This window comes from Acetivibrio saccincola (genome assembly GCF_002844395.1).
GTDB classification, from domain to species: Bacteria; Bacillota; Clostridia; order Acetivibrionales; family Acetivibrionaceae; genus Herbivorax; species Herbivorax saccincola.
This window is the reverse complement of sequence record NZ_CP025197.1, coordinates 1584182-1608119: the sequence shown is the minus strand read 5'-3', so window position 1 is coordinate 1608119 and position 23938 is coordinate 1584182. Positions and strand designations below refer to the sequence as shown.

The 23938-nt window shown below is 34.6% G+C and carries 22 protein-coding genes; 7 read left to right on the top strand and 15 right to left on the bottom strand.

Annotated elements, in window-relative coordinates; all coding sequences use genetic code 11:
- Window positions 1-67: 67 nt before the first annotated feature.
- Both HVS_RS07130 and HVS_RS07125 read right to left on the bottom strand, forming a co-directional pair.
- A complete protein-coding gene (locus HVS_RS07130) occupies window positions 68-919 on the bottom strand; it encodes a hypothetical protein (RefSeq protein WP_101300653.1) in 852 nt (283 codons plus the stop codon).
- Between the two features lie 122 nt (window positions 920-1041).
- Complete coding sequence (locus HVS_RS07125) at window positions 1042-2100, bottom strand: hypothetical protein (RefSeq protein WP_101300650.1); 1059 nt, start codon at window positions 2098-2100, stop codon at window positions 1042-1044.
- Between the two features lie 292 nt (window positions 2101-2392).
- Between HVS_RS07125 and HVS_RS16510 the strand changes: the two genes are divergently transcribed.
- Window positions 2393-2533: a hypothetical protein gene (locus HVS_RS16510; RefSeq protein ID WP_159063416.1), complete on the top strand. Its 141-nt coding sequence runs from the start codon at window positions 2393-2395 to the stop codon at window positions 2531-2533.
- Window positions 2534-2740: 207 nt separating this feature from the next.
- A complete protein-coding gene (locus tag HVS_RS07120) occupies window positions 2741-2947 on the top strand; it encodes a J domain-containing protein (RefSeq protein WP_101300648.1) in 207 nt (68 codons plus the stop codon).
- 119 nt (window positions 2948-3066) lie between these two features.
- Here the strand turns inward: HVS_RS07120 and HVS_RS07115 are convergent, their stop codons facing one another.
- Window positions 3067-4377: an NfeD family protein gene (locus tag HVS_RS07115; protein WP_159063415.1), complete on the bottom strand. Its 1311-nt coding sequence runs from the start codon at window positions 4375-4377 to the stop codon at window positions 3067-3069.
- 130 nt (window positions 4378-4507) lie between these two features.
- Window positions 4508-4798, bottom strand: coding sequence for a DUF503 domain-containing protein (locus HVS_RS07110; RefSeq protein ID WP_101300644.1), 291 nt, complete (start codon window positions 4796-4798; stop codon window positions 4508-4510).
- 134 nt (window positions 4799-4932) lie between these two features.
- Here HVS_RS07110 and HVS_RS07105 point away from each other — a divergent pair, with 134 nt between their 5' ends.
- The 5 genes from HVS_RS07105 (at window position 4933) to HVS_RS07085 (ending at window position 13385) form a co-directional block, all read left to right on the top strand.
- Window positions 4933-6087 carry a response regulator gene (locus HVS_RS07105; RefSeq protein WP_101300642.1) on the top strand — a complete coding sequence of 385 codons (1155 nt, stop codon included), beginning with the start codon at window positions 4933-4935 and terminating at the stop codon, window positions 6085-6087.
- Between the two features lies 1 nt (window position 6088).
- Window positions 6089-7807 (top strand): ATP-binding protein, encoded by a 1719-nt coding sequence (locus HVS_RS07100; protein ID WP_101300640.1) that lies wholly within the window; start codon window positions 6089-6091, stop codon window positions 7805-7807.
- 127 nt (window positions 7808-7934) lie between these two features.
- Complete coding sequence (locus tag HVS_RS07095; protein ID WP_101300638.1) at window positions 7935-9692, top strand: Rqc2 family fibronectin-binding protein; 1758 nt, start codon at window positions 7935-7937, stop codon at window positions 9690-9692.
- A 68-nt stretch (window positions 9693-9760) separates the two neighbouring features.
- The gene (locus tag HVS_RS07090) at window positions 9761-10948 is read left to right on the top strand and encodes a pyridoxal phosphate-dependent aminotransferase (protein ID WP_101300636.1); all 1188 of its coding nucleotides are present in this window, start codon (window positions 9761-9763) and stop codon (window positions 10946-10948) included.
- A gap of 217 nt (window positions 10949-11165) precedes the next feature.
- Complete coding sequence (locus HVS_RS07085) at window positions 11166-13385, top strand: glycoside hydrolase family 9 protein (RefSeq protein WP_101300633.1); 2220 nt, start codon at window positions 11166-11168, stop codon at window positions 13383-13385.
- 91 nt (window positions 13386-13476) lie between these two features.
- Here HVS_RS07085 and HVS_RS07080 read toward each other — a convergent pair whose 3' ends face one another.
- The 11 genes from HVS_RS07080 to def form a co-directional block, all read right to left on the bottom strand.
- Window positions 13477-14112: a thiamine diphosphokinase gene (locus HVS_RS07080; RefSeq protein ID WP_101300631.1), complete on the bottom strand. Its 636-nt coding sequence runs from the start codon at window positions 14110-14112 to the stop codon at window positions 13477-13479.
- A 30-nt stretch (window positions 14113-14142) separates the two neighbouring features.
- Entirely contained in the window at window positions 14143-14802 is a 660-nt protein-coding gene (rpe, locus tag HVS_RS07075; RefSeq protein WP_101300628.1) for a ribulose-phosphate 3-epimerase, read from the bottom strand.
- Window positions 14803-14888: 86 nt separating this feature from the next.
- Window positions 14889-15776, bottom strand: coding sequence for a ribosome small subunit-dependent GTPase A (rsgA, locus tag HVS_RS07070; RefSeq protein ID WP_101300626.1), 888 nt, complete (start codon window positions 15774-15776; stop codon window positions 14889-14891).
- Window positions 15777-15789: 13 nt separating this feature from the next.
- On the bottom strand, window positions 15790-17715 hold the full coding sequence (gene pknB, locus HVS_RS07065) for a Stk1 family PASTA domain-containing Ser/Thr kinase (RefSeq protein ID WP_101300623.1): 1926 nt from the start codon (window positions 17713-17715) through the stop codon (window positions 15790-15792).
- A gap of 68 nt (window positions 17716-17783) precedes the next feature.
- A complete protein-coding gene (locus HVS_RS07060; RefSeq protein WP_242971707.1) occupies window positions 17784-18551 on the bottom strand; it encodes a Stp1/IreP family PP2C-type Ser/Thr phosphatase in 768 nt (255 codons plus the stop codon).
- Window positions 18552-18569: 18 nt separating this feature from the next.
- On the bottom strand, window positions 18570-19601 hold the full coding sequence (rlmN, locus tag HVS_RS07055; protein ID WP_101300619.1) for a dual-specificity RNA methyltransferase RlmN: 1032 nt from the start codon (window positions 19599-19601) through the stop codon (window positions 18570-18572).
- Between the two features lie 6 nt (window positions 19602-19607).
- Window positions 19608-20972, bottom strand: coding sequence for a 16S rRNA (cytosine(967)-C(5))-methyltransferase RsmB (gene rsmB / locus HVS_RS07050; protein WP_101304127.1), 1365 nt, complete (start codon window positions 20970-20972; stop codon window positions 19608-19610).
- A gap of 5 nt (window positions 20973-20977) precedes the next feature.
- On the bottom strand, window positions 20978-21673 hold the full coding sequence (locus tag HVS_RS07045) for a zinc metallopeptidase (RefSeq protein WP_169926538.1): 696 nt from the start codon (window positions 21671-21673) through the stop codon (window positions 20978-20980).
- Window positions 21674-21705: 32 nt separating this feature from the next.
- Window positions 21706-22203 carry a DUF116 domain-containing protein gene (locus HVS_RS07040; RefSeq protein WP_242971706.1) on the bottom strand — a complete coding sequence of 166 codons (498 nt, stop codon included), beginning with the start codon at window positions 22201-22203 and terminating at the stop codon, window positions 21706-21708.
- Window positions 22204-22447: 244 nt separating this feature from the next.
- Window positions 22448-23383 (bottom strand): methionyl-tRNA formyltransferase, encoded by a 936-nt coding sequence (fmt, locus tag HVS_RS07035; RefSeq protein WP_235827646.1) that lies wholly within the window; start codon window positions 23381-23383, stop codon window positions 22448-22450.
- On the bottom strand, window positions 23380-23889 hold the full coding sequence (def, locus tag HVS_RS07030; RefSeq protein WP_101300615.1) for a peptide deformylase: 510 nt from the start codon (window positions 23887-23889) through the stop codon (window positions 23380-23382). The genes fmt and def overlap by 4 nt, the downstream gene beginning before the upstream one ends.
- Between the last annotated feature and the right edge of the window lie 49 nt (window positions 23890-23938).

The following is a 23938-nucleotide window of genomic DNA, read 5'->3' as shown; positions in this document are numbered from 1 at the left end:
AAGAACCGTCTTTCCAGAACCGTTGCGCTCTATTATCCCGTGAATTTTACCTTATAAAATTTATTTTTTAATTATTTTTATTTGCTTCTATAAATGCTATTTCCCGTATATTTGTAACATCAAACTTAACTAACAGTTTAGTTTCTTTAGTCTCCGGTATGTACTCATACAAAGATATATAACTTCCATTTTTAGGGTTATTTACCAATATTTCAAATACTATTCTGTTATCTGTATATATGGTTTGTATATACTCATCTAATTTGTTAACAAGCTTTTCATTTATACTATCGCAAAAATCAGGATATTCACTAATAATCACATTGCCTTCTAAATCCATTGAATCTTTATATATATAGTCAAAGAAAATTTTTTCTATTTCGTATGTATTTATATTATATCTCATTGTATATACTTCTTCATTCTCATCAAGAAAAATATAATAGATATAGTCCTTATAAGGAAATACTTTTATTATATTTTTATCATTATATTTATCATTTGTGCTTATAATTTTTTGTTTTGCCTCTTTATAAATTTCCCTTTCACCATATAAACTTATCAATTCATTGTATTCTGACTCTTTTATGCTTTCTTTAACGCCGTATTTAGTCTTTACTTTATAATATCTGTAGTTATCTATCATCATCATTCCGGACTTTTGAGTACAGACAATCATATCGGCAGGTTGGTTTTTAATATAATTATACATTAAAACATTTCTAACTGAAATTGCTATTAAAATAATGGCAAAAGCAACTACTGTTATTTTTATTATTTTTTTAACTTTTTTTTTGCCCATTTCGTCTAAATTATTTTTATAGTGCCTGACAAAAACAAATATCCCTGCTATTAATAAAAGAAATAAAAAAAGTGCTGCCAATCCTCCATAATTTATTGACGCCTCTTCTACTATCATAAATTCACCCCATCTACCTTTTAGCCAAAAGTTGTAATTGCATTTTTTATAATTATATCATTTAAAATCCTAAAACTCAATAATCTTATCCAAAAATTCAATAATTCTAAAGTAATAAAAACTTAAAGGTAATTTAAATATTCTTCAATTCCCTCATTGCAAACCATATTGATTTTATCTCCAAAAAAACTTTTATATCTTACCGCCGTCGAATCGCTATTTAGTAAAACCACGTCAATATTAAGTTTTGTCTTCTTTTTATGAGAAAGTTTTAACTCTGCTATTTTTAAAAGGTGTTTAAATTCATAGTCATTCTGGGGCAATGAATAGCCTACAAAAATCCACTTATCTGAAAGTGAAAGGGATTTTTCTGCTTCAGCCCAAATATTAGAAAAAGAATTAACTTTAAAAGAATTTCTGTAGCTTTGAGTAGCTATATGAGATGACAAAACATTTCCGCATCTGAAACATTTTTTATTTTCTATATTGTCATAATTTATATCTACCCCCTCTAAATCCTTTAGAAGCAATATATCCATCCTGGTAAAGCCTGTTCTTTTAAGGGGGGAAATGCTGCTTTTTAAATCATTTATAAGTACCCTGCAATTATTGCAGTACATCCAGTTACAGGAACCATGTACTTTTAATACTTTTACCACCTTGCTTATTTTAAGTGAATTGCCAAGGCCTTTAATCTCCTCTCCCCCATTTACATAATCTATGCCTATAGGCTCTTCCATCTCATAAATATTCTTTTCCAATACAGTATCCCAGTTTAACACCACAAAATCTACTTCAGGGTAGTCTCTTAAAAGCACCCTTACAAATTTAGCAGCATGCCGGGAGTATCTATAAAACCCTTCAAGTATTGATATAATCCTATATACAATAACTTTTCTAATTAATTCTAAATGTGTATAAGAATAACCCGCCCCAAGATTATGCCCTGAATTTATTGCTATATCAATGGAAGTTAGTATGTCATCCAATTGGGGGTATGCATTTCCTTTTGAATATCCAAAAACATTTTTTATATATCTTTTAATTATTTTACTCACTGCCTTGTCAAAGTCACCAATAGCATAACTTTCTACTAAATAATTAGAAAACTCCGTCTGTACTGGCACCCCGGAATTTTTTGAAAATCCTGCACCAAGTATAACTGTAGTTTTTTTAGACAAAAAGTCTGCTCCCCTTCCTCAATAATATTCCCCTTTTCTATGCCAATCCATTATTAAATTGTTCTTTTTAACTACAGTATCTGCAATTAGTTTTAATATTATTATTTTATCTTATTTTTATTTCCGGTAGTTTTAGATTAGTTTCCCGAGTTTCCATTTTAATATACACTTATATTTTTAATTTACACTTACATCCGGTCCAAAAAACTTTTTTATTTTCATAAAAACTTTTTTATTTTCATACATTTGATTTTGCATTTGATTTATGCTAGAATTTTAATTATTAGTGGAGGTGATTAAAGCTATGCCTTGGCAGCCTATTGTATACTTATTATCAGCAGTTGCTTTAATAGGGCTTACATTCTTTTTATTAATGCGTTCTGCTGATAAAAAACTTAAAGAGCTAAATTCAAAATCAAAAAAAAGAAGATAGTACTAAATTGTAAACACCTTGATATAAAATTTTTTTAATGGTATAATTTAATTATAGAAAACAGCTTTAAATACAGAAAATATAGAGAAAACACCTTACCACCATTATCAGTGAAAATATTGCAATCTATAAAGTATTATTTTGGTATAATGTATAAGTTCAATCATTAAATTTAACATAAAGCAATTTTTTTAGAGGGGGAGTAATATGAATTCATCACAACACAGCAAGAAGCTGATTACAAGGTTTAACGAAATCCAGGAAGAGATTTTGAGAATTGGTTGGAATGGCATAATTCAAAAATACCATCCGGATATGAATTGTGACAACCCCAATTCAGCTAAGTTGTTTAAGATGTACAAATGCATCTACGAAAACATGAAAAAGCGTGTTTTCGTAGAGAGTCAAAGCTAAAAAATTTAAGTGGTTGAATGAATTTCAACCACTTTTTCTGTCTTTCTAAGTTTTTAAGTTTTAATTTAAGTTTTAATTTGATTTTTTCTATTTACTATTTTTATTTATCAATTATTTATCTATTGTTTATCATTTTTTGCTACAACAATCCTTGAACCCTCAACTTGTATTACTTTAATCTCAGTGTTATTAGCGATAAACTCACCATCAGTTACAACATCTACCCTCTTCCCATCAATTAACGCAGTTCCTGCTGGTCTTAGTGTAGTTACCGCTTTTCCGGTTTTTCCAAGTAAATGTTCGTTTCCTGAAACATTTACATACCCTTCCTCAACTGTCTCAGCCTCAGATAATATTATTCTTTTAAATAAATTGGTTTTCTTTCCAATGAAGTAAAATAATATAGGAACTACTATAATGGACACCACTATGGCTATGGCTAAACTAACAAGTCCCTGTGTCAAATCCGGTGCGGAAAATACAATTGCAAGAATCACAGATACAATTCCCCCTATTCCAAGTACACCAAACCCTGGCACAAAAGCTTCTGCAATTAACAAAATTAGCCCTACAATGAATAAAACCAGCGGCCACCATTCACTATATCCTGCAATGGCATTACCTCCAAAATAAAGTAGAAAGGAAATTATTCCTACCATACCCGGCAAACCAAAGCCCTGGGTGCCAAGTTCAATTATAATGGCAATGGTTCCTATGCTAAGAAGCAGTGATGCCACCTCGTAGCTGGTAACAAACTGGGCTATCTGCATAGTGAAGGAAAACTCAGTTTCCACAATGTCTAAACCGTCCCATCCCATCTCTTTTAAAACATCTTCCCTGGAATCCAGTATTGCATCTGCATACCCAAACTCCTTTGCCTGGGAAGCCTTCATGGATAAAATTTCTCCTTTCTCCACCAAGCCCTCTATCTCTATGTTTTTGTCCACCATGGCTTCTGCAACGTCAGTCCTTCTGCCTCTTGCTTCTGCCGTTGCCCCAAATTCAGCTTTTACAAAGGAAACGGTTTTCTCATCATTAGGTCTTGGCTCTGCTGCCCCAATCTGACTTCCAGGGGCCATAAAAATCTTATCCGCTGAAATGGCTATCAGAGCACCTGCCGATACTGCCCTCTTTTCAACATAAACAACCACTTCTATGTCTGAATTCATAATTGCCTCTTTCATTTTTAATGCCGAATCCACTCTGCCGCCTAACGTTGTAATTTCTACCAATATTCCCTTAGCACCAAGATTATTGGCCCTTTGTATCTCATTTGACAGAAAAACCGCCATAGCCGGGGTAATTTCATCCTTTACAGGTATTACATGTATATAATCTCCTGAAGTCGCTAAGCTGACAGAAGAGGCAAAAGGTAAGACCAAACCTGCAACTATAAAAATAATTGCCATAATACGTCTGATATTTATCATAATACCTCTGATATTCATAGCCTTCAACCCATTTCTATTATAGTTTAATTCCTGGTAAAACCTCTAAACATATTATACAGGAAATCTTAAAAATATTCTACTTGTAAAAGAGAATACATAAAACCCTAAACTAACTTATATGAATAATTTCAGTGCTGTAATCAAACAAAACCGCCCTACCGTCATTTTCAATAAAATTCACCATATTTGCCATCATACTGTCCGCATGGGATGACTCATTTGAAACGCACGAAATGCCAATAACCGCATTCTTCCACATATCATTTAGCCCTACTTCTGCAACAGAAGCATTAAATTTGGCTTTTAACCTTTCCACAATACTTCTTACTATCTGCCTCTTTTCTTTTAAAGAAAAGGCATCATCTATATTAAGTGTAACTTTACATACTCCTACAACCATTGATACATCCTCCAATTTATAATTTTATTTACCACCATTATAACATTTCAAACTTAGCATTTGTATAGAAAAATTAATCACAATTTGATATAATCATTAATGTAATCCTCTCAAAATCAAAAGGAGCAAATATTATGCCAAAAATTCTTGTTATTGATGACGAAAAAACCATTCTTGAAAATATTAAATTCATACTGGAACTAGACAATAACGAAGTTATCACTGTATCTAACGGAAAAGAAGCATTAGAAATATTTAAAAACAATTATTCCAATATAGATGTTGTCATTACTGACATGAAAATGCCTGAAATATCAGGTATGGAAATACTTAAAGAAATTAAAAAAATAATGCCTGAAATGGGTGTCATTATCCTTACCGGTCACGGGGATTTAGAAAATGCCATCCACGCCATGAAGGAAGGGGCTTTTGAATATCTCAGAAAACCGGTTAATGCAGACGATCTTACAATAGCAATAAATAATGCCATTAGCAAAAAAAATCTTCTTTTAGAAAATACCCGTATAAACAAAGAACTCCTTGAATATAAAAAGTACATGCAGGGACTTCATGATTCTGCATTAAAAATACTTTTAAACATGCTTCCTAAAAACCTTCCTGACATTCCCGGCTTTAACTTTTTAGTGGAATATAAAAGCTGTGAAAGTGTTGGCGGGGATATGTACGATGTGGAAGACATAGGGGAATATATATGTTTTTATGTATTTGATGTATCAAGCCATGGAATATTAGCTTCAGTGATATCCACAATAATAAAAAGTTTTTTGCAAAATATAGAATATAATTACAAACAGGGCATTAACAGAAGAAGGTTTCCTGAGATTGTGCTGGATCTTAATTTAGAATTATACACTAACACCGCCCGGAATATTTTTGCATCACTTTTTCTGGGCTTTATAGATAAAGAAACAAAAACCCTTTACACAGTGTCCGCAGGTCATATTAATCAATATGTTATAAAAAAAGACGGAGGCTTTATTAAATTAGAATCAACAGGTCCAATATTGGGTGTTTTTGAAGATGCAACATACAGCTGCAGTGTCAACCACTTAAACAAAGGTGATAAAATATGGCTTTTTACCGATGGAATAACAGAAGTATCCCGTGACGGCAAAATATTCGGGGATGAAAACATGCTAAAACTCCTTCAAGACTGTAAGGATTGTTCCCTTTCTGACACCATAAAAAAAATTATACAGGTTACAGAAGACTTTTCAGACGGCTCTTGCCAGGATGATACAACAATTTTAGGAATCGAGGTTTTATAAAATGAATGACAACAGACACATTTTTTATTTATCTAAAAGTACACACCCTCTGGCCCTCCTTGAAAGTCTTATGATTAGCTCCACTGAATACGCCATTATTGCAACAGATTTAGATAATAAGGTGGTGTTATGGAATAAAGGTGCAGAACTTATATACGGCTATACCTGCCATGAAATGCTTTTGAATGAACTTCCCACAAACCTACATAAAAAAGATTCCATTGGAAAAAACTTTTCCTATTTAATTAACAGTCCTACCAATTCAAATTTAATAGACCATACAATGCACGCTGTAAGAAAAGACGGCACACTGCTTCCTGTATCCGTTACCGTTACCCCCCGTATAAATAAAAACAACCAGATAGAAGGGCTTCTTATAATGACCCGTGAAATAACAAAATACATACATCAGGAACAATGCAGGGTTGCCTTAATTGAAATTGCTCACCTGGTAAACTCCAATAAACCACTGGATGAAATGTTAAGTAAAATATGTAGTACCATAAGTAGTTTTTTGGAAACTTCCCTGGTGTATATCTGCCTGTTTGACCCTGGCAGTAATGGTTTTTACATTAATTCCTGCTCAAGTTCATGTGAAAAAATGAGGCAGCACAGTTGTACTTATCATAGCCATGAAAAAGATGTGCCGGAGGGTAAAAAGGGTTGTTTTTATACATATACCCGCCTAACAATTAATTCTACGGACATTAAAAATCATGATATTTTAAAATTCATTAATGAAAATGATTTTAGCAATGAGGATTTTTCCATTATACACATACCCCTAACTTCTGATGACTCATTATTGGGCATACTGCATATTGTTGTTACAACTTTAAGAAAAGACTTTTTACTTAAAGAATCCCAGATTTTAAGCCTTATTGCAAATGAAATAACGGCAGGTATACAAAGAAGGCGCCTTGTTGAAGAAATAAAGGACTATGCAGAAAACCTGGAAAAAATGGTTAAAACCCGCACCGACCAATTACGTGAAAAAGACGCCCAATTAATCCAATCGGCAAAACTTGCAACTTTAGGTGAAATGGCAACGGGTATAGCCCACGAAATAAACCAGCCCTTAGCCGGCATAAGCCTTATAACTCAGGGTCTTATACTGGCTAAAGTGAGAAATGTATTAAATGATAAGCTTTTATTTGAAAAGCTCAATGAAATAATTGAGCAAACCGAAAGAATTAATAAAATAATAGGGCATCTTAGGACATTTGCAAGACAGTCTGACCAGACAAAAAAAGAAATAGACATCAAAATGCCTTTATTTGACGTATTTAAACTAATTGGCCAACAGCTTATAAAGAGGAAAATAACTGTGGAAACAAATATTGAAGAAAACCTCCCCCCTATACTTGCTGACCACAATAAGCTGGAACAGGTGTTTTTAAACATCATAGCAAACGCAAGGGATGCAATTGAGGAGCTTAGAATGAAAAACCCGGATAAAAAAGACGGGATAATATCAATAAATGCATATCATAGAAAAAATACCGTTATAATTGAAATTGCAGATAACGGTATTGGCATTTCTGAAAAAGTTAAAGAAAAGATTTTTGAACCTTTCTTTACCACCAAAGACGTTGACAAAGGTACCGGGCTTGGACTTTCAATAACTTATGGAATTGTTAAAGAATTTAATGGTATAATAGAAATAGAATCAAAAGAAATGGAAGGAAGCAAATTCATAATAAAATTCCCAGCCATATAATTTGTTAAAAATCTTGCAAAATGATATAATATCTTGGTATTATCTTTTGAGGATATTAACATAATATAAAGGTATAAACCAGGCTTATACAATGGTTTTGTGAATTTGGCAAAAAGAGGTGTGTGTGTTGCCTTTTGATGGTGTAGTGGTAAAGAATATGGTTGAGGAGCTGTCCCGGATACTTATAGGCGGGCGCATTGATAAAATATATCAGCCGGAATATGATGAAATATTGATAAATATAAGGGCACAGGGGAAAAATCTTAAGCTTGTTATTTCTGCAAATGCAAGTTATCCAAGAATTCACCTGACTGAATACACAAAGGAAAATCCTTCTAATCCTCCGGTTTTCTGCATGCTGCTTAGAAAACACCTGGCAGGAGGAAAAATTACAGAAATATCTTTTCATGATTTTGAAAGAATAGTTGTTTTACATATTGATAATATAGGTGAATTAGGAGATTTAACGCAGAAAAAACTTGTTGTGGAAATAATGGGTAAGCACAGCAATATAATTCTTTTAAACCAAGAGGACAAAATTATTGATTCCATAAAGCATATAGATAAAGACATCAGTAGCGTAAGGGAAATTATGCCTGCAAGGCTTTATTCCCTTCCCCCTGCACAAGACAAAATAAGCCCAAAAGAATTGGACGCTGAATCTTTATTTAAAAATACGGAGGATAAACTCAGCATTCGTATTTCAAAATTCCTTTTATCCAATATAAAAGGATTCAGCCCTTTATTGTGCAATGAAGTATGCTTCCGCTCCGGGGTTGAGCCGGATACTTTAATTAAAAATCTTTCAGATAAAGATATAAATAATTTAAAAATTACTATAAACAATATGGTTAGAGACATAATTAATTCAAATTTTACTCCCTGCATTGTATGGCGGGACCCTGATATTTTAAAACCGCTGGATTTTCACTGCATGAAAATCACCCAATACCGGCATGTGGAGCTTTTTGACTCCATAAACGATGTTTTAGATATTTTTTATTCTTCAAAAGATAATGTTGAAAGACTTACACAAAAAAAAGCTTCTATACTAAAGGTAATTAATAACAATATAGAAAGATGCAATAAAAAAATAACAATATACCAGGATATAATGCGGGAATCCGCCCAAAGGGATAAATACAAACTATTTGGGGAACTGATAATTTCAAATATTTACAATATACCTAAAAATGCAGAAAAAGTGACTTTGTTAAATTATTACAGTAGTGACAATGAATACGTGGAAATTCCTTTGGACAATAATATTTCACCACAGGATAATGCACAGAAATATTTTAAAAAATATATAAAATGTAAAACAGCTTATTCCCATGCAAAAGAGCAGCTTAAAGAAACTTACCGGGAACTGGAGTACTTAGAAAGTGTATCTCACAATTTAGAAAACTGCAAAAATCTTTCAGATATTGAAGAAATACGGCAAGAGCTGGTTTTAGCAGGATATTTGGAGGAAAAGAGAAAAAATAAAAAAGAAAATATTAAATCCACACCGTTAAAGTATAAATCCTCTGACGGTCTTACCATATACGTGGGAAAAAACAATGTTCAAAACGATACTTTAACTTTAAAAACAGCTTCTTCAAATGATATATGGCTTCATACAAAAAATATACCCGGATCCCATGTAATAATTAAAAAAGAAAAAGGTGATATTCCTGAAAGTACATTAGAAGAAGCAGCAATACTTGCCGCCTATTACAGCAAAGCTAAAATGTCATCTAATGTTGAGGTGGATTATACAACAGTTAAAAATGTAAAAAAACCTAAAGGAGCAAAGCCGGGTATGGTAACTTATGTGAATTACAAAACTATTTTTGTTACTCCCAGTGAAGAATTGGTAAATAAATTACAGAAAATTAATTAAATAAATTTGAAAATATTAAGTCAAAATTAATACTTAAAAGATATTAAATTTTAATAAGGAGTGTTAGTATGATATCTAAGAAAGTAGTAGAAAATTTAGAAAAATCGTCCTGGGTCAGGGCAATGTTTGATAAAGGTACAAAACTCCGCCAGATACATGGTGATGACAAAGTTTTTGACTTTTCTTTAGGAAATCCTGATCCTGAGCCTCCGGCATCTGTAAAAGAGACTCTAAAAAACATAATATCCGAAGACCCAAAAGGAATTCACCACTACATGAGTAATGCCGGCTTTTTAGATGTAAGGGAAAAAATCTCCAAAAAAATAAATAGTGAAACCGGACTTTCTCTTACAGTTGATAATATTATAATGACTTGCGGTGCAGCAGGGGGTCTTAATGTGGTTTTTAAAACCCTTTTAGACCCGGGTGATGAAGTTATAATTTTTGCACCATTTTTTGGTGAGTATAATTTTTATATTGATAATCACGGAGGGATACCTGTAATAATACCACCTGTAAAGGACAGCTTTGAACCTGACTTGGAATTATTTGAATCTAAAATAAACAAAAAAACCAAGGCACTTATAATTAATTCACCCAACAACCCTTCAGGATATATTTACAGTGAAGAAACTTTAAATAAAATATCCGATATAATAAGTTCAAAAGAAAAAGAATTTAACACAACAATATATGTAGTATCCGATGAACCATACAACCAGCTGATTTATGATGATATAGAGCTCCCTTCCATATTAAAAATATTTAAAAATTCATTTGTTGTAAACTCCTTTAGTAAATCCCTGTCCCTTCCGGGGGAGAGAATTGGCTATATAGCAGTAAACCCGGATATTGAGAATATAAAAACCGTTATTGATTCACTTATTTTCTCCAACAGAATTTTAGGGTTTGTCAACGCTCCTGCCCTGTTTCAAAAAGTAATAAGCTACTCTCTTGATGCTAAAGTGGACGTGGAAATATATAAAGCAAGGCGGGACAGATTATATGAAATTATCACTGAATGTGGTTTTTCCTGCATAAAACCCCAAGGTGCATTTTATCTGTTCCCCAAATCACCCATTGAAAATGATGTGGAATTTGTGGAACATGCATTAAAATACAACCTACTTTTAGTTCCCGGCACCGGCTTCGGATGTCCCGGCTATTTCAGGATGGCATACTGTGTAAGCATTGAAACCATTGAAAACTCATACCCTGCTTTTAAAGCACTGGCAAAGGACTTTAACCTTATATAAAAACATATAAATAGGGCTTTTTTAGGGGGGCAATACCAGCACCCCTAAAAAAAGACTTTTTACACGAATGTTATATATGAAAGTATATTTATTAAAACCAATATAAAACATCATAAGACAATATAAACCAATATAAAACCAATGACTAAAAATAGCTAAAGAGATATTTAATCTCTTTGGTTTAAAATATTTAAAAAATAAAAAAGGGGGACGTATAATGAAAAAGCTTACCTGCATAATTATTGTGGCTACTTTTATTGTAACTCTTTTAGCATCCCCGCCAACAGTTGAGGCAGCTACCTTTAACTATGGGGAGGCACTTCAAAAGGCAATTTTGTTTTATGAATTTCAAATGTCAGGAAAATTACCTGATAACATGCGCACAAACTGGCGCGGGGATTCATGCCTCCAAGACGGCAGCGATGTGGGACTAGACCTTACCGGCGGCTGGTTTGACGCAGGGGACCACGTAAAGTTTAACCTTCCAATGGCATATACCGCTACAACCCTTGCATGGGCAGTATATGAATACGAAGACGCACTAAAAAGAAGTGGCCAGCTTCCGTATTTAAAACAGCAAATTAAATGGGCTGCTGACTACTTTATAAAATGCCATCCTGAAAAGTATGTTTACTACTATCAGGTGGGGGACGGAATAGCTGACCACAGATGGTGGGTTCCCGCTGAAGTGATTGACATACAATCAAAAAGACCATCCCACAAAGTAACCCTTGACAGCCCGGGTTCTGCTGTTGTGGCAGGAACTGCAGCAGCCCTTGCTTCTGCTTCAATAGTATTTAAAGATTCTGACCCTGATTATTCCAAGCTTTGCTTAAAGCATGCCAAGGAGCTTTTTGAATTTGCAGATGTAACACGAAGCGATAAAGGGTATACTGCAGCAAATAACTTCTACGACTCCTGGAGCGGCTTTTGGGACGAGCTTTCAATGGCAGGTGTATGGCTGTACATGGCTACAGGTGAACAGGAATACCTGGATAAAGCCGAAAGTTATGTAGCAAACTGGCCACGTGAAGAAAGAACTGACCTTCTTGCTTATAAATGGGGACACTGCTGGGATGACGTTATGTACGGTGCATCACTTCTACTGGCAAAAGCTACAAACAAACCATTGTACAAAGAACATGTTGAAAGACACCTAGACTACTGGTCCGTTGGTTATAATGGCGAGAGAATAGCATATACCCCTAAGGGGCTTGCACATTTAACTGCCTGGGGTGTACTGCGCCACTCAACCACTACAGCCTTTTTAGCTGCTGTTTATTCTGACTGGGAAGGATGTCCTTCTGACAAAGCTAAATATTATATGGATTTTGCAAAACAACAAGTGGACTATGCACTAGGAAGCAGTGGAAGAAGTTATGTAGTGGGATTTGGTAAAAATCCTCCACAGCATCCTCACCACAGAACTGCTCACAGCTCATGGGTTGATTCTGCTGATGAACCACCATACCACAGACATATACTTTACGGTGCATTAGTGGGAGGTCCTGACCAAAATGACAAATATGTGGACAGTGTAAGTGACTATGTGCAAAACGAAGTGGCATGTGACTACAATGCCGGTTTTGTTGGTGCTCTTGCTAAAATGTATGATGTATACGGTGGAGAACCAATTCCAGGATTTACTGCAGTTGAAGAAGTTCCATACCCTGAAATTTTTGTTTCTGCATCATTAAGTGACAGAAAAACTGCAACGGAAGTTACTGCATTTGCAGTTAACAAATCAGGCTGGCCTGCAAGAGTTATTGATGATCTTTCCTTTAGATATTATATTGATTTAACTGATTACATAAACGGAGGATACAGTCCTGACCAGATATCATCAAGAATAATTTACAGTGCAGCAAGTACGGCAACTATTTCAGGACCATTTGAATACGATACTTCCAAAAACATATACTATTTTGAAATAGATTTATCCGGAACAGCTATCTTCCCTGGAAGCAGAAGCGACCATCAAAAGGAAGTACAGTTCCACATAATTCCTCCTAACGGCGCACCATGGAACAGCACAAAGGACTACTCATATCCCGGTATTACAGAAAAATGGGAACCTGTACCTCAAATTCCGGTGTACAGCGGCGGGGTACTTATTTACGGTGAAGAACCGGACGGAACTACTCCAAAACCTACCACTTCACCATCACCTGAACCAACTCCTACACCACCTGTAAAAGTTACTTACGGGGATATAAACGGGGATGGAGAAGTCAATTCAATGGATGCAATGCTTTTAAGCAGGCATATTTTAGAGGTACTACCAAGCCTCCCACAAACTGATGTTTACGGTAACCCATACAATGGGCATATGGCAGCGGATTTAAACGGTGACGGCATTATTAACACTATGGATTCATCCCTACTGCAAAGATACATTTTAGAAATTATATCAAGTTTCCCTGTGGAAAATAGATAAGGTGCCGGAAATAGAAAAGATAAGGTGGAGGATTTCCCTCCACCTTTTTATTTTTAAATTTTAAAATCTAACTCCTTGTAAAATTTCAATTCTAATCCCTTGATTTTATAACCAGCAATAATCCCTTTTTTATTGATATTTCAGCACTGTCACTTATAAATTCATTGCTTACCCCGAAACTGCTGCCAAATTCAATGGTGGCATCATTCAGCCCATAATACAATCCCTTAGTGGTCACTCCTTCAACTTTATCTGTAGCAGGCAGCAAAGATAATTTATACCCTTCTTCTTTTTTTATTTTAATTCTGTCCTTAATTAAATATATCTCGTTGTATGTATCTACTATCATTCCCTTTATTCCATTATCTAAAATTTTCTTTAACAAAAAAACATTAGATAAGGAATGATCAAGCCTAGAGCCAATTACACCCATTAAGATAATTTGCCTTAAGCCTCTTTTTATCCCTTCATCTATTGCAATTTCCGTATCAGTAGCATCTTTTTCTTCAGGGAATTTTAATATTTCCACCCCTGCTTTATAATAATTTTCATAATCTTCTTTTAATATAGAGTCAAAATCTCCCAGCAAAATATCCGGCTTTATGCCCAAATTTCTTAAGTGAAATGCTCCCCCGTCAACAGCAATAACTAAACTTTCTTTTTTAAAATATTTTCTGTAAAAATCATAATCCTCTATATTTCCATTGGACACAATAATTCCCGTCATAACACAATCACCACATATTGCACATTGAATTTAACCATTCAATGCCCTTTCCCTAAGCTCTCTTATAATGCTCTTTCTGTCCGGTGCACTAAAAATGGTAGAACCGGACACAATAACATTGGCACCTGCTTTTACAACTTTATGTATATTATTGGTGTTTATTCCACCATCAACTTCAATATCAACTTTAAGACCCTTTGCATCTATCATTTTTCTGGCATCTTTTATTTTCCTGGTGGTAAACTCAATATATTCCTGTCCTCCAAAGCCCGGATTTACAGACATTATAAGTATCATGTCCAAATCCTCTAAAATCCACTCAATGCTGCTAAGTGGAGTACTTGGGTTTATGGCCACCGCCGCTTTAACCCCATACCCTTTTATTTGCTGGATTAACCTGTGGAGATGATAATTCCCTTCAACATGAACAGTTATCATATCAGCACCAGCTTCAACAAAGGCTTCCAAATGTCTCTCAGGATTTTTAATCATGAGGTGGACGTCAAATTTAAGCTTGCTTATTCTTTTTAAAGAAGCAATGACAGGCGATCCTATTGTTATGTTAGGCACAAAACTCCCATCCATAACATCTATATGTAACAAGTCTGCCCCCGCATTTTCAACACAAACTATTTCTTCCCCCATCTTTGAAAAATCTGCTGCTAAAAGGGAAGGTGCGATTTTAATCAATTTAAAACACTTCCTTTTTACACTTTCTTCTAGAGTTTAATTTTCTATATATTTTAAATTTTCTAAATATTTTTATTTGACTAAAATTATGAATACCTTCTTCTGTGCTTGTCCCTTAACACATTATAAAGCTCAACATATCTAATGTACCTGCCTTTGTCAATTTCTTCTGACTCTAAGGCATCTTTAACTGCACAGCCAGGCTCACTTACATGGAAACAGCCATTGAATTTGCACTGATTGGCATAGGCGATAAACTCAGGATAATAGTCCTTAAGTTCCTCAAAACTTACATCAGATATTTCAAAAGAACTGAATCCCGGAGTATCCACAATTAGTCCCCCTGTCTTCAATTCCACCAACTCTGCATGTCTTGTAGTATGTCTTCCACGTTCATTTTTTTTGCTTACATCTCCTGTTTCCATAATATATGAATCCATTATTTTATTTAGAATTGTTGACTTCCCTACTCCTGACTGTCCTGCAAAAACAGTAATCCTGTCTTTTAAAACTTCCTCTAATTTTTCAAATCCGGTACCCTTTAGGCAAGACAAAGGTATAACCTTATACCCTGTTTTTTCATAGGAATACTTAATTTTTTTATATTCCCCTGCCTCATCTAAATCAATTTTATTAATTAAAATAACTGCATCTATTCCCTTTTGACGGGCAGTAACAAGAATTTTATCAACTAGCAAAAAGTCCGGTAAAGGTGATTTTATTGAAAAAACTATTGCAATTTGATTAACATTTGCCACAGAAGGTCTTGTCAACTGGTTGGTTCTTGGCAATATTTCATCAATACTGCCGGTCTTTTTTTTCTCATCAATAATGGAAATGGAAACAATGTCTCCAGGCAGCGGGGTAATAGAATCTTTTCTAAAAAGCCCTCTGGGCTTACATTCATATACCCCGTTTTCTGTCTTGACATAATAAAATCCCATTATACCTCTGATGATTATACCTCTCGGCAAATTCTAAAACCCCCTAGTATATTTCTTCAAATTCCTTATAAAACTTTTGATCTAGATACACCTTTATTTGTGTGCTTCCGTCTTCCGGTACAGGTATTTGAATAACTATCGGAAAATCTTCTTTTTTAATGGTATCCCTTAATATTGTTTCTACATCGTTACTATCTGATCTTTTTATATTTACTAAAACCTTTATATTGTCACCGTATTTTTCTTCATCTTCTAAAGTAACAACCCTGCTGACAATTTTGTCCTTGGGAATTAATTCATCAAAGAAAAAGCTTATAGCAGTTCCCTCATTAACTTCCACACCTGGCTCAGGCATCTGCCTGGTCACTTTGTCAACAACACTTGTCATATCCTCAGGATAAACATTCCCTACTTTAAGCTTTCTCTCTGTCAGGACATTTGTAGCTTCAAGCCTGGTCATGCCGATTAAATCAGGAACTATAGTTGTTTTTATTTCCGGTCCTATGCTTCTGAATATAATTACCGTATCACCATTTTTTACCCTTGCATTCATAGGAGGGTCTGTTCTTATAACATAGTCAATTGCAACTGTATCACTATATTCAAGCTCTTCTACAACCCTAAGTCCGTTTTCCCTTAATATACTGCCTGCCTCCCTGTAATCAGTCCTCCTGAAATCAGGTATTTCAAAATACTCAGGTCCTTTACTTACATGAAGTTCTATTTCGCTGAATTCACCAGGTATTAAAGTTTCTCCTTCACCTCTGTCCTGGTAAAAAATCTCACCTTCTGGAACTTCATCATTATATTTTTCCACAAGCTTAACCCTGATATTGTTATCTTCCAGCATTCTAACTACTTCCTGATAATTTTTGCCTACATAGTTGTCTACAACAAATTCTTTATTGTTCTGATTAATTTGAGACATTATAACTTTTCCCACCATAAAGAGTACTGCAACAACTACAAGTATAGATGTAGCAACTGCCACTATGGTGGTGGTTTTCTCTTTTTTCTTTTTTCTTCTCATATCATTATCACCTGTTTTCTTAGATACAGCATTACCTGAAAATGATGAATTTTCACCTAGTGCCGGTACCCTTACTGTAGGAGAATCTTCAATATTTCCCTCTTCAAAAAACTGGGCACTTGGTTTATCTAAAACTTTGTACAAATCATTTAAAAGATCTGCCGCTTTTTGATACCTGCTGCTTTGATCTTTTTGAATAGCCTTTTTTACAATATCATTTACCCCTGTTGGAATTTGGGAATTTACATTTATAGGCTCCTCCGGTTCCTCCTGTATATGTTTTATGGCAACTGAAACAGGTGTATCCCCGTTAAAAGGAAGTCTTCCTGTCAAAAGCTCATAAAGCACAATCCCTAAAGAATAAATGTCTGATTTTTCGTCTGTAAACCCTCCCCTTGCCTGTTCAGGGGAAAAATAGTGAACTGAGCCGATTGTACCCCCTACCATTGTTATAGTAGAGGAAGTTACAGCCCTTGCTATTCCAAAATCAGTTACTTTAACCATTCCATCCTTGGTAAATAATATATTGTGAGGTTTTATATCCCTGTGTACAATATTATTTTCATGTGCATGCTTAATAGCCAGACATATCTGTATTGATATATTAACTGCTTCTTTCCAGTCTAATGCACCTTTTTCTTCTAAATACTCTTTCAATGTAACGCCATCTATATATTCCATTACAATATAATGGATATCTCCTTCATTACCTACATCATATATAGAAACTATATTTGGATGCGAAAGACTGGCTGCCGCCTGGGCTTCTATTTTAAAACGCTTTATAAATTCTTCATCATTTGTAAAATCAGGCCTTAAGACCTTCACTGCAACGAACCTGTTAAGTAACTTGCATCTTGCCTTGTAGACAAGAGCCATCCCGCCTCCGCCTATTTTCTCAATCAACTCATATCTATTTCCAAGGATTTGACCTATCATATCAGCACCTCTAATCTATATCTTTTACCAAAAAATTTATAATAATGCCCCTGAGATCATTAAAACTGCTAGCTTTTTTTCATAATAATAACAGTTATATTGTCTTCCCCGCCTTTTTCATTTGCCAATCTGACAAGCTCATTACAGGAATAATTTAAATCATCGTTTTTTAATATTATCTCCATTATTTTATATTCTGATAGCATATTTGTCAAACCGTCAGTACACAATACAAATATATCATCTTTATTTACAGGACTTGTTAACGTATCCACAAGTATAGTTTCATTACAGCCTAAAGCTCTGGTAATTATATTCTTCTTTGGATGGTTCTTAGCTTCTTCCCTTGTAATTGAACCATTCAATATAAGTTCTTCTATGTAAGAGTGGTCAGTAGTCAGCTTTTTTATGGTATTGTCCCTTATAAGGTATAATCTGCTGTCTCCCACATGGCCTATGTACAGTTTATCCTTTAAGACAACAGTTAAAATAAAGGTAGTACCCATTCCTAAAGTTTCTTTAGACTGGGACGCCTTTTCATAAATTGCCCTGTTTGCCTCTTCTATTAAATTCCTGATTCCTTCTAGTACACTATCTTCACTAGAAAAAATTTCAGGATTGTTTAATATGTAATCTTTTGCAAAATCAACAGCCATGTTACTTGCTACATCCCCGGAACTATGCCCGCCCATACCATCTGCAATAATAAATGTGTCTGGAACCCCGTCCTGGCCGGTTATAATTCTGTAGCTGTCCTCGTTTACGTCTCTTACTATACCTTTATCACTTATCGCTGCAAATCTCACTATACCACTCCCTAGCCTGACATTATACATATCGTGCGGAAAATATTTCTAGTTTATAATATTTCTTCTTAATTGACCGCATGCAGCATCGATATCCCTTCCTAGTCCGCGTCTTATAGTTACCTTTATCCCATGTTTTTCTAAAATATTTTTAAACATCTCAATTGATTCCCTGCTGCTTCTTTTATACCCTGTATTTGATACTGTATTCACAGGTATTAAATTTACATGGCACAACATCCCCTTTATAAGTGATACAAGTTTTTCTGCATGTCCCGAAGAGTCGTTAATACCGTTTATTAATGAATACTCAAATGTAATCCGCCTATTAGTAATCATAGTATATATCTTACATGCTTCAACCAATTTGTCAAGTGGATATTTGTTATTAACAGGCATAATCTTGCTTCTGGTTTCATCATCAGGAGCATGTAAGGATACTGACAAAGTTACAGGCATATTCTCCTTTGAAAATTTTAGTATCTGTGGCACAAGACCGCAGGTAGATACAGTAATGTACCTAAAACCTATATTTAACCCGTCCTTATGGTTTACCAGCCTTAAAAACTTAATTAAATTATCATAGTTATCAAAAGGCTCTCCAATTCCCATAATTACAATATTTCCAATTCTTTCTTTTATATCGTTTTTTATTGTCAAAACCTGATCCAACATTTCACCAGCAGTTAAATTCCTTTTAAAGCCTGCCCCTGTAGAAGCACAAAAACTGCATCCCATCCTGCAGCCTGCCTGGGATGATATGCATACGCTAAAACCATATGAGTACTTCATTAAAACACTCTCTATAACATCATTATCATAGAGTTTAAAAATGTACTTCCTGGTCCCGTCAATTTTTGATATAAGCTTTTTTACTATTTCAAAATTATTAATATATGCATTACGTTTAAGATTTTCCCTTAAATCTTTGGATAAATTAGTCATAGAATCTATATCTTTAACACCTTTATTTACCCATTCAAATATCTGACGAGCCCTAAACTTAGGCTCTCCTAAACTTAAAACAAAACCTTCCAATTCATCTATTTCCATATTCATAAGGTCAACTTTCCCTTCCATAATAAATTAACTCCTTTTTTTAAGCTTTGCAATGAAAAAACCATCAACATTATGTTTATTTGGGTAAAGCTGTATATATTCTCTCTTTCCATTGACATTTTTAAATAAATCCCTGATTTTTTCAGGTAAACTTTCCCAAGGATTTTCTAAATAAAAATCTTTATTATCCTTTAAAAATTCCTCAATTATATTTTCATTTTCCTCCGGCTCTATTGTACATGTGCTATAAACTATTATACCACCTTTTTTTACATATTTTGAAGAAGTATATAATATTTTTTTCTGAAGTTTTATAATTTCATTTTTATCCTCTTTTTCCCTTGTCCATTTTATATCAGGTTTTCTCCTGATAATCCCAAGACCGGTACATGGAGCATCAACTAAAACTTTATCCACCCTGCCTTCAAGTTTTTCATCAAATAATGTGGCATCAAAAACTTCCGTTTCTATAATGCCAATTCCAAGTCTTTTTACAGCCTGGTTTATAAGCTCTATTTTGTGCTCATAAATATCCCTTGCTACTATCCTTCCTCTGTTATCCATCAGCTGGGCCAGATGTGTAGTTTTTCCCCCTGGGGCACTGCACACATCCAAAACAAAATCACCTGGCTTTGGATTAAGCACCCGTCCTGCAAGCATAGAGCTTTCATCTTGAACTTGAAAATATCCTTTGTTAAAAGCATCCATTCTCTGCAAAGACTTTGGATTTTTTATAATAAGTGCCTCATCCAAATACTGACCAAATTCAACTTCAAAACCATCTTCTTCTAATATTTTCTTTAAACTATCCCTGGAAATCTTTAAAGTATTTGCCCTTATAGTGAAGTGTGGTGTTTCATTGTTGCTTTTTAAAAGCTCTTCTGTAAATTCTTCCCCATGTCTTTTTAACCATTCATCAACCATCCAAAGGGGATGGGAATATTTTATAGACAAAAACTCAGACAAATTACCTTTTTTATCAGGATACTTTATTGCATCTTTATTTCTTGATATATTTCTCAAAACACCATTTACATACTTACTGCTTGCTGCATGCCCGTACTTTTTTGCAAGTTTGACACTTTCATTACAAGCAGCGGATACAGGTACCTTGTCTGTAAAAATAATTTGATAAACCCCGGTGCGCAAGATATTTAATATCCACGGGGATATTTTTTTTAGTTTTATTTTTGAAAATCTTGAAATTATAAAATCAATAGTCAGCTTCCACTTTAAAATGCCATAAACCAGCTCGGTAATAAAAGCCCTGTCTATATCCTTTAATTTTCCATTATCTAAGTGCTTACCCAAAGATATATTTGAGTAAGCACCGTTTTTATCTATATCATATAAAATTTTAACTGCTGTCTCCCTTGGTATATCGATATTTATTTTGTTCACCTTCTTCTCCTTCCGGCTATTAAAAGCAAGCGTAAAAGATGTCCTATTGCAACAGCCGCAGAAGCCACATATGTCATTGCAGCTGCAGATAAAACTTTTTTAGCCGGGTCAACTTCATCATAGTCTAAAACAGCTGTATCCTCTAAAGACCTTATAGCCCTGCTGCTGGCATTAAACTCCACCGGAAGTGTAATTAAATAAAAAGCCACTGCCAGGGAAAACGCAATTATGCCTGCATACATCAGAGGTTCAAAACTAAAAATAAGACCCATTAAAAATAAAGGAAATCCCATATTGGACCCAATTCCTGCCAAAGGCACCAGGCTGCTTCTTAAAGTCAGCGGACCGTAACCAACACTGTGTTGTATAGCATGACCCGCTTCATGGGCTGCAACACCTATTGCTGCAACGGAATTACTTCCGTATACCACCTGTGAAAGCCTTAACACCTTGCTTCTAGGATCATAGTGGTCTGTAAGTTCCCCTCCAACCTTTTCAACCCTCACATCATAAAGTCCGTTTCTTTCCAATATAATTCTTGCCACATCAGCGCCTGTAAGCCCTTTTTTATTCGGTACCCTGCTGTACTTGTTAAAAGTGTTCTTCACTTTAAACTGGGCATAAAATGCAAATAATAAAGCAGGAAATACAAAAATTAAATAAGAAGAATCAATGTATATAAATCCTAACATAAAACCTACCTCCTTTTCTAAATATTTTATTGTTACTTTATAATACTGTCAAGTTTATCTTTTAATACAGATACATCAACACAGGTGTTATAGCAGGGTCCGTTGGGTCTTTCATTTACAATTCCTACAACAGGTATCTTACCCACATCTATTATACCACTTGTAAGATCCCTTTCACATGCCACAGATAAAATCATTTTTGGTTTTAGCTTTTTTACAATATTCCTGGCCGCCGTCCCGCCTGTCACCACAAAGCATTTGACTTTTCTTTCTTCCACTATTCTTGAAATACCGCCAATTGTACATTTCCCACATTTCCTGCAGTTTGAAATATCATTTGTTATTTTAAAAACACAATCCGCATCCTGCAAACAGTGGGGAAGAAGCACAATTACGTCTTCTTTTTTATATCTTTTCCCCATGGCACTTACGGTTATGTTATTAAAATCTACATAAAATCTTCTCACAATGTTTTTTTTGATTTTAAATAAACCGGCCAGCGCCATAATTACAGGCAATAATACCTTCATCCCGGCTTTTGAAGTATTTAGTAAAAGCTTGCTTTTTACCTCTTTATTTTTATAAACATAAAAAATGGTAAGGGATGAAATACAAAAAAACATTATCATTAGTATCGTCACTATAATTAATAATAATGTAATTATATTATATGTAAATATTGAAGAAGAATAATAAACAAACACCAATGCTAAAAAAAATAATAAAGAAAAAAGAATTACCGTACCCGATAACAGTAAAAATTTTTTGAAGTCTTTATTCAAGTATTTCACCTTCATCTATTTTATTTCCACAAATATAATCAGCTACACACATTCTCCGGCAGGAAGCAAATTGAACTTCTTTTATATTTATTTTTCCTTTGCCGCAGCAAACTACAATCCCCTCTTTACTAACCCTTAGTATTGTACCCGGCTTTAAACCGCCACAGGGCTCTTCATCCACTATTTCAGACTTCCATACTTTCATTACAGCACCTTTGTAATGGGTAAAAGCTCCCGGCCAGGGATTTGTGCCCCTGATTAAATTGTAAATTTCACAGGATGACTTTGACCAGTCTATTTTTCCAATATCTTTGGTTATAATGGGAGCATATGTAGCCTCACCATCATCCTGTGGAATTCTTTCAAGCTCATTTTTCTTCAACTTTTGAAGTGTCTCTTTTAAAACTTCAGCCCCTAAAACCGACAATTTATCATGAAGCTCCCCGGCAGTCATGTCATCTGTTATGGTCACCTCAGCCTTTAATAGTATATCCCCTGTATCTAACCCTTCATTGGTGTACATGGTGGTAATTCCTGTAATTTTTTCACCGTTTATAATACACCAGTGTATAGGTGCAGCCCCCCTGTATTTAGGCAAAAGGGAAGCATGAACATTTATACATCCTAAAGGCGGAAGTTCCAATATTTCTTTTGAAAGTATTTTACCGTAAGCTGCCGTTATAAGAAGATCCGGTTTTATTTCTTCTAATGTTTTTAAAAACTCCAGGGTTTTTATTTTTTCAGGCTGCAAAACTCTCAACCCTTTACTTATGGCATACTCCTTTACAGGGGGAGGGGTGATTTTTTTGCCTCTTTTTGCCGGCTTATCAGGCTGCGTAACAACTGCAGCTACTTCATAACCTTCATTTACAAGCATATCAAGACTTGGCAGGGCAAACTCAGGAGTACCCATAAAAACTATTCTCAACCTTCTTCACCTCTTTCTTCATCATCTATTTCTTCGTTATCTCTTTCAAGTTCATCCCTGCTTATAAATCTTTCAACTTTATCTACAAATAATACCCCGTCAAGATGGTCAATTTCATGGCAAAATGCCCTTGCCAAAAGATCTTCCCCTTCAAGGGTTATTTTTTCTCCATTTCTGTTTAGGGCAGACACCACTACACGCTCAGGTCTTACTACTTCCCCCAAAAGCCCCGGAAAACTAAGGCAGCCTTCAATTTCCTTTTTCTCACCCTCTTTTTCTATTATTTCAGGGTTAATAAGCTCTATCAAGCCATCACCCACATCAATTACCACAACTCTTCTTAACACTCCCACCTGGGGCGCTGCCAGCCCAACTCCCTTTGAATAATACATCGTTTCAGCCATATCATCTAAAAGGGTTAAAATCCTGTCATCTATCACATCAACTTTTTTGGATTTTTTTCTTAATATTTCATCTTCATTGGTTCTTATATTTCTTATTGCCATGTGATTTCCCTCCATTACCTGGTTACTTTAAAAAATTTAAAACTTACAA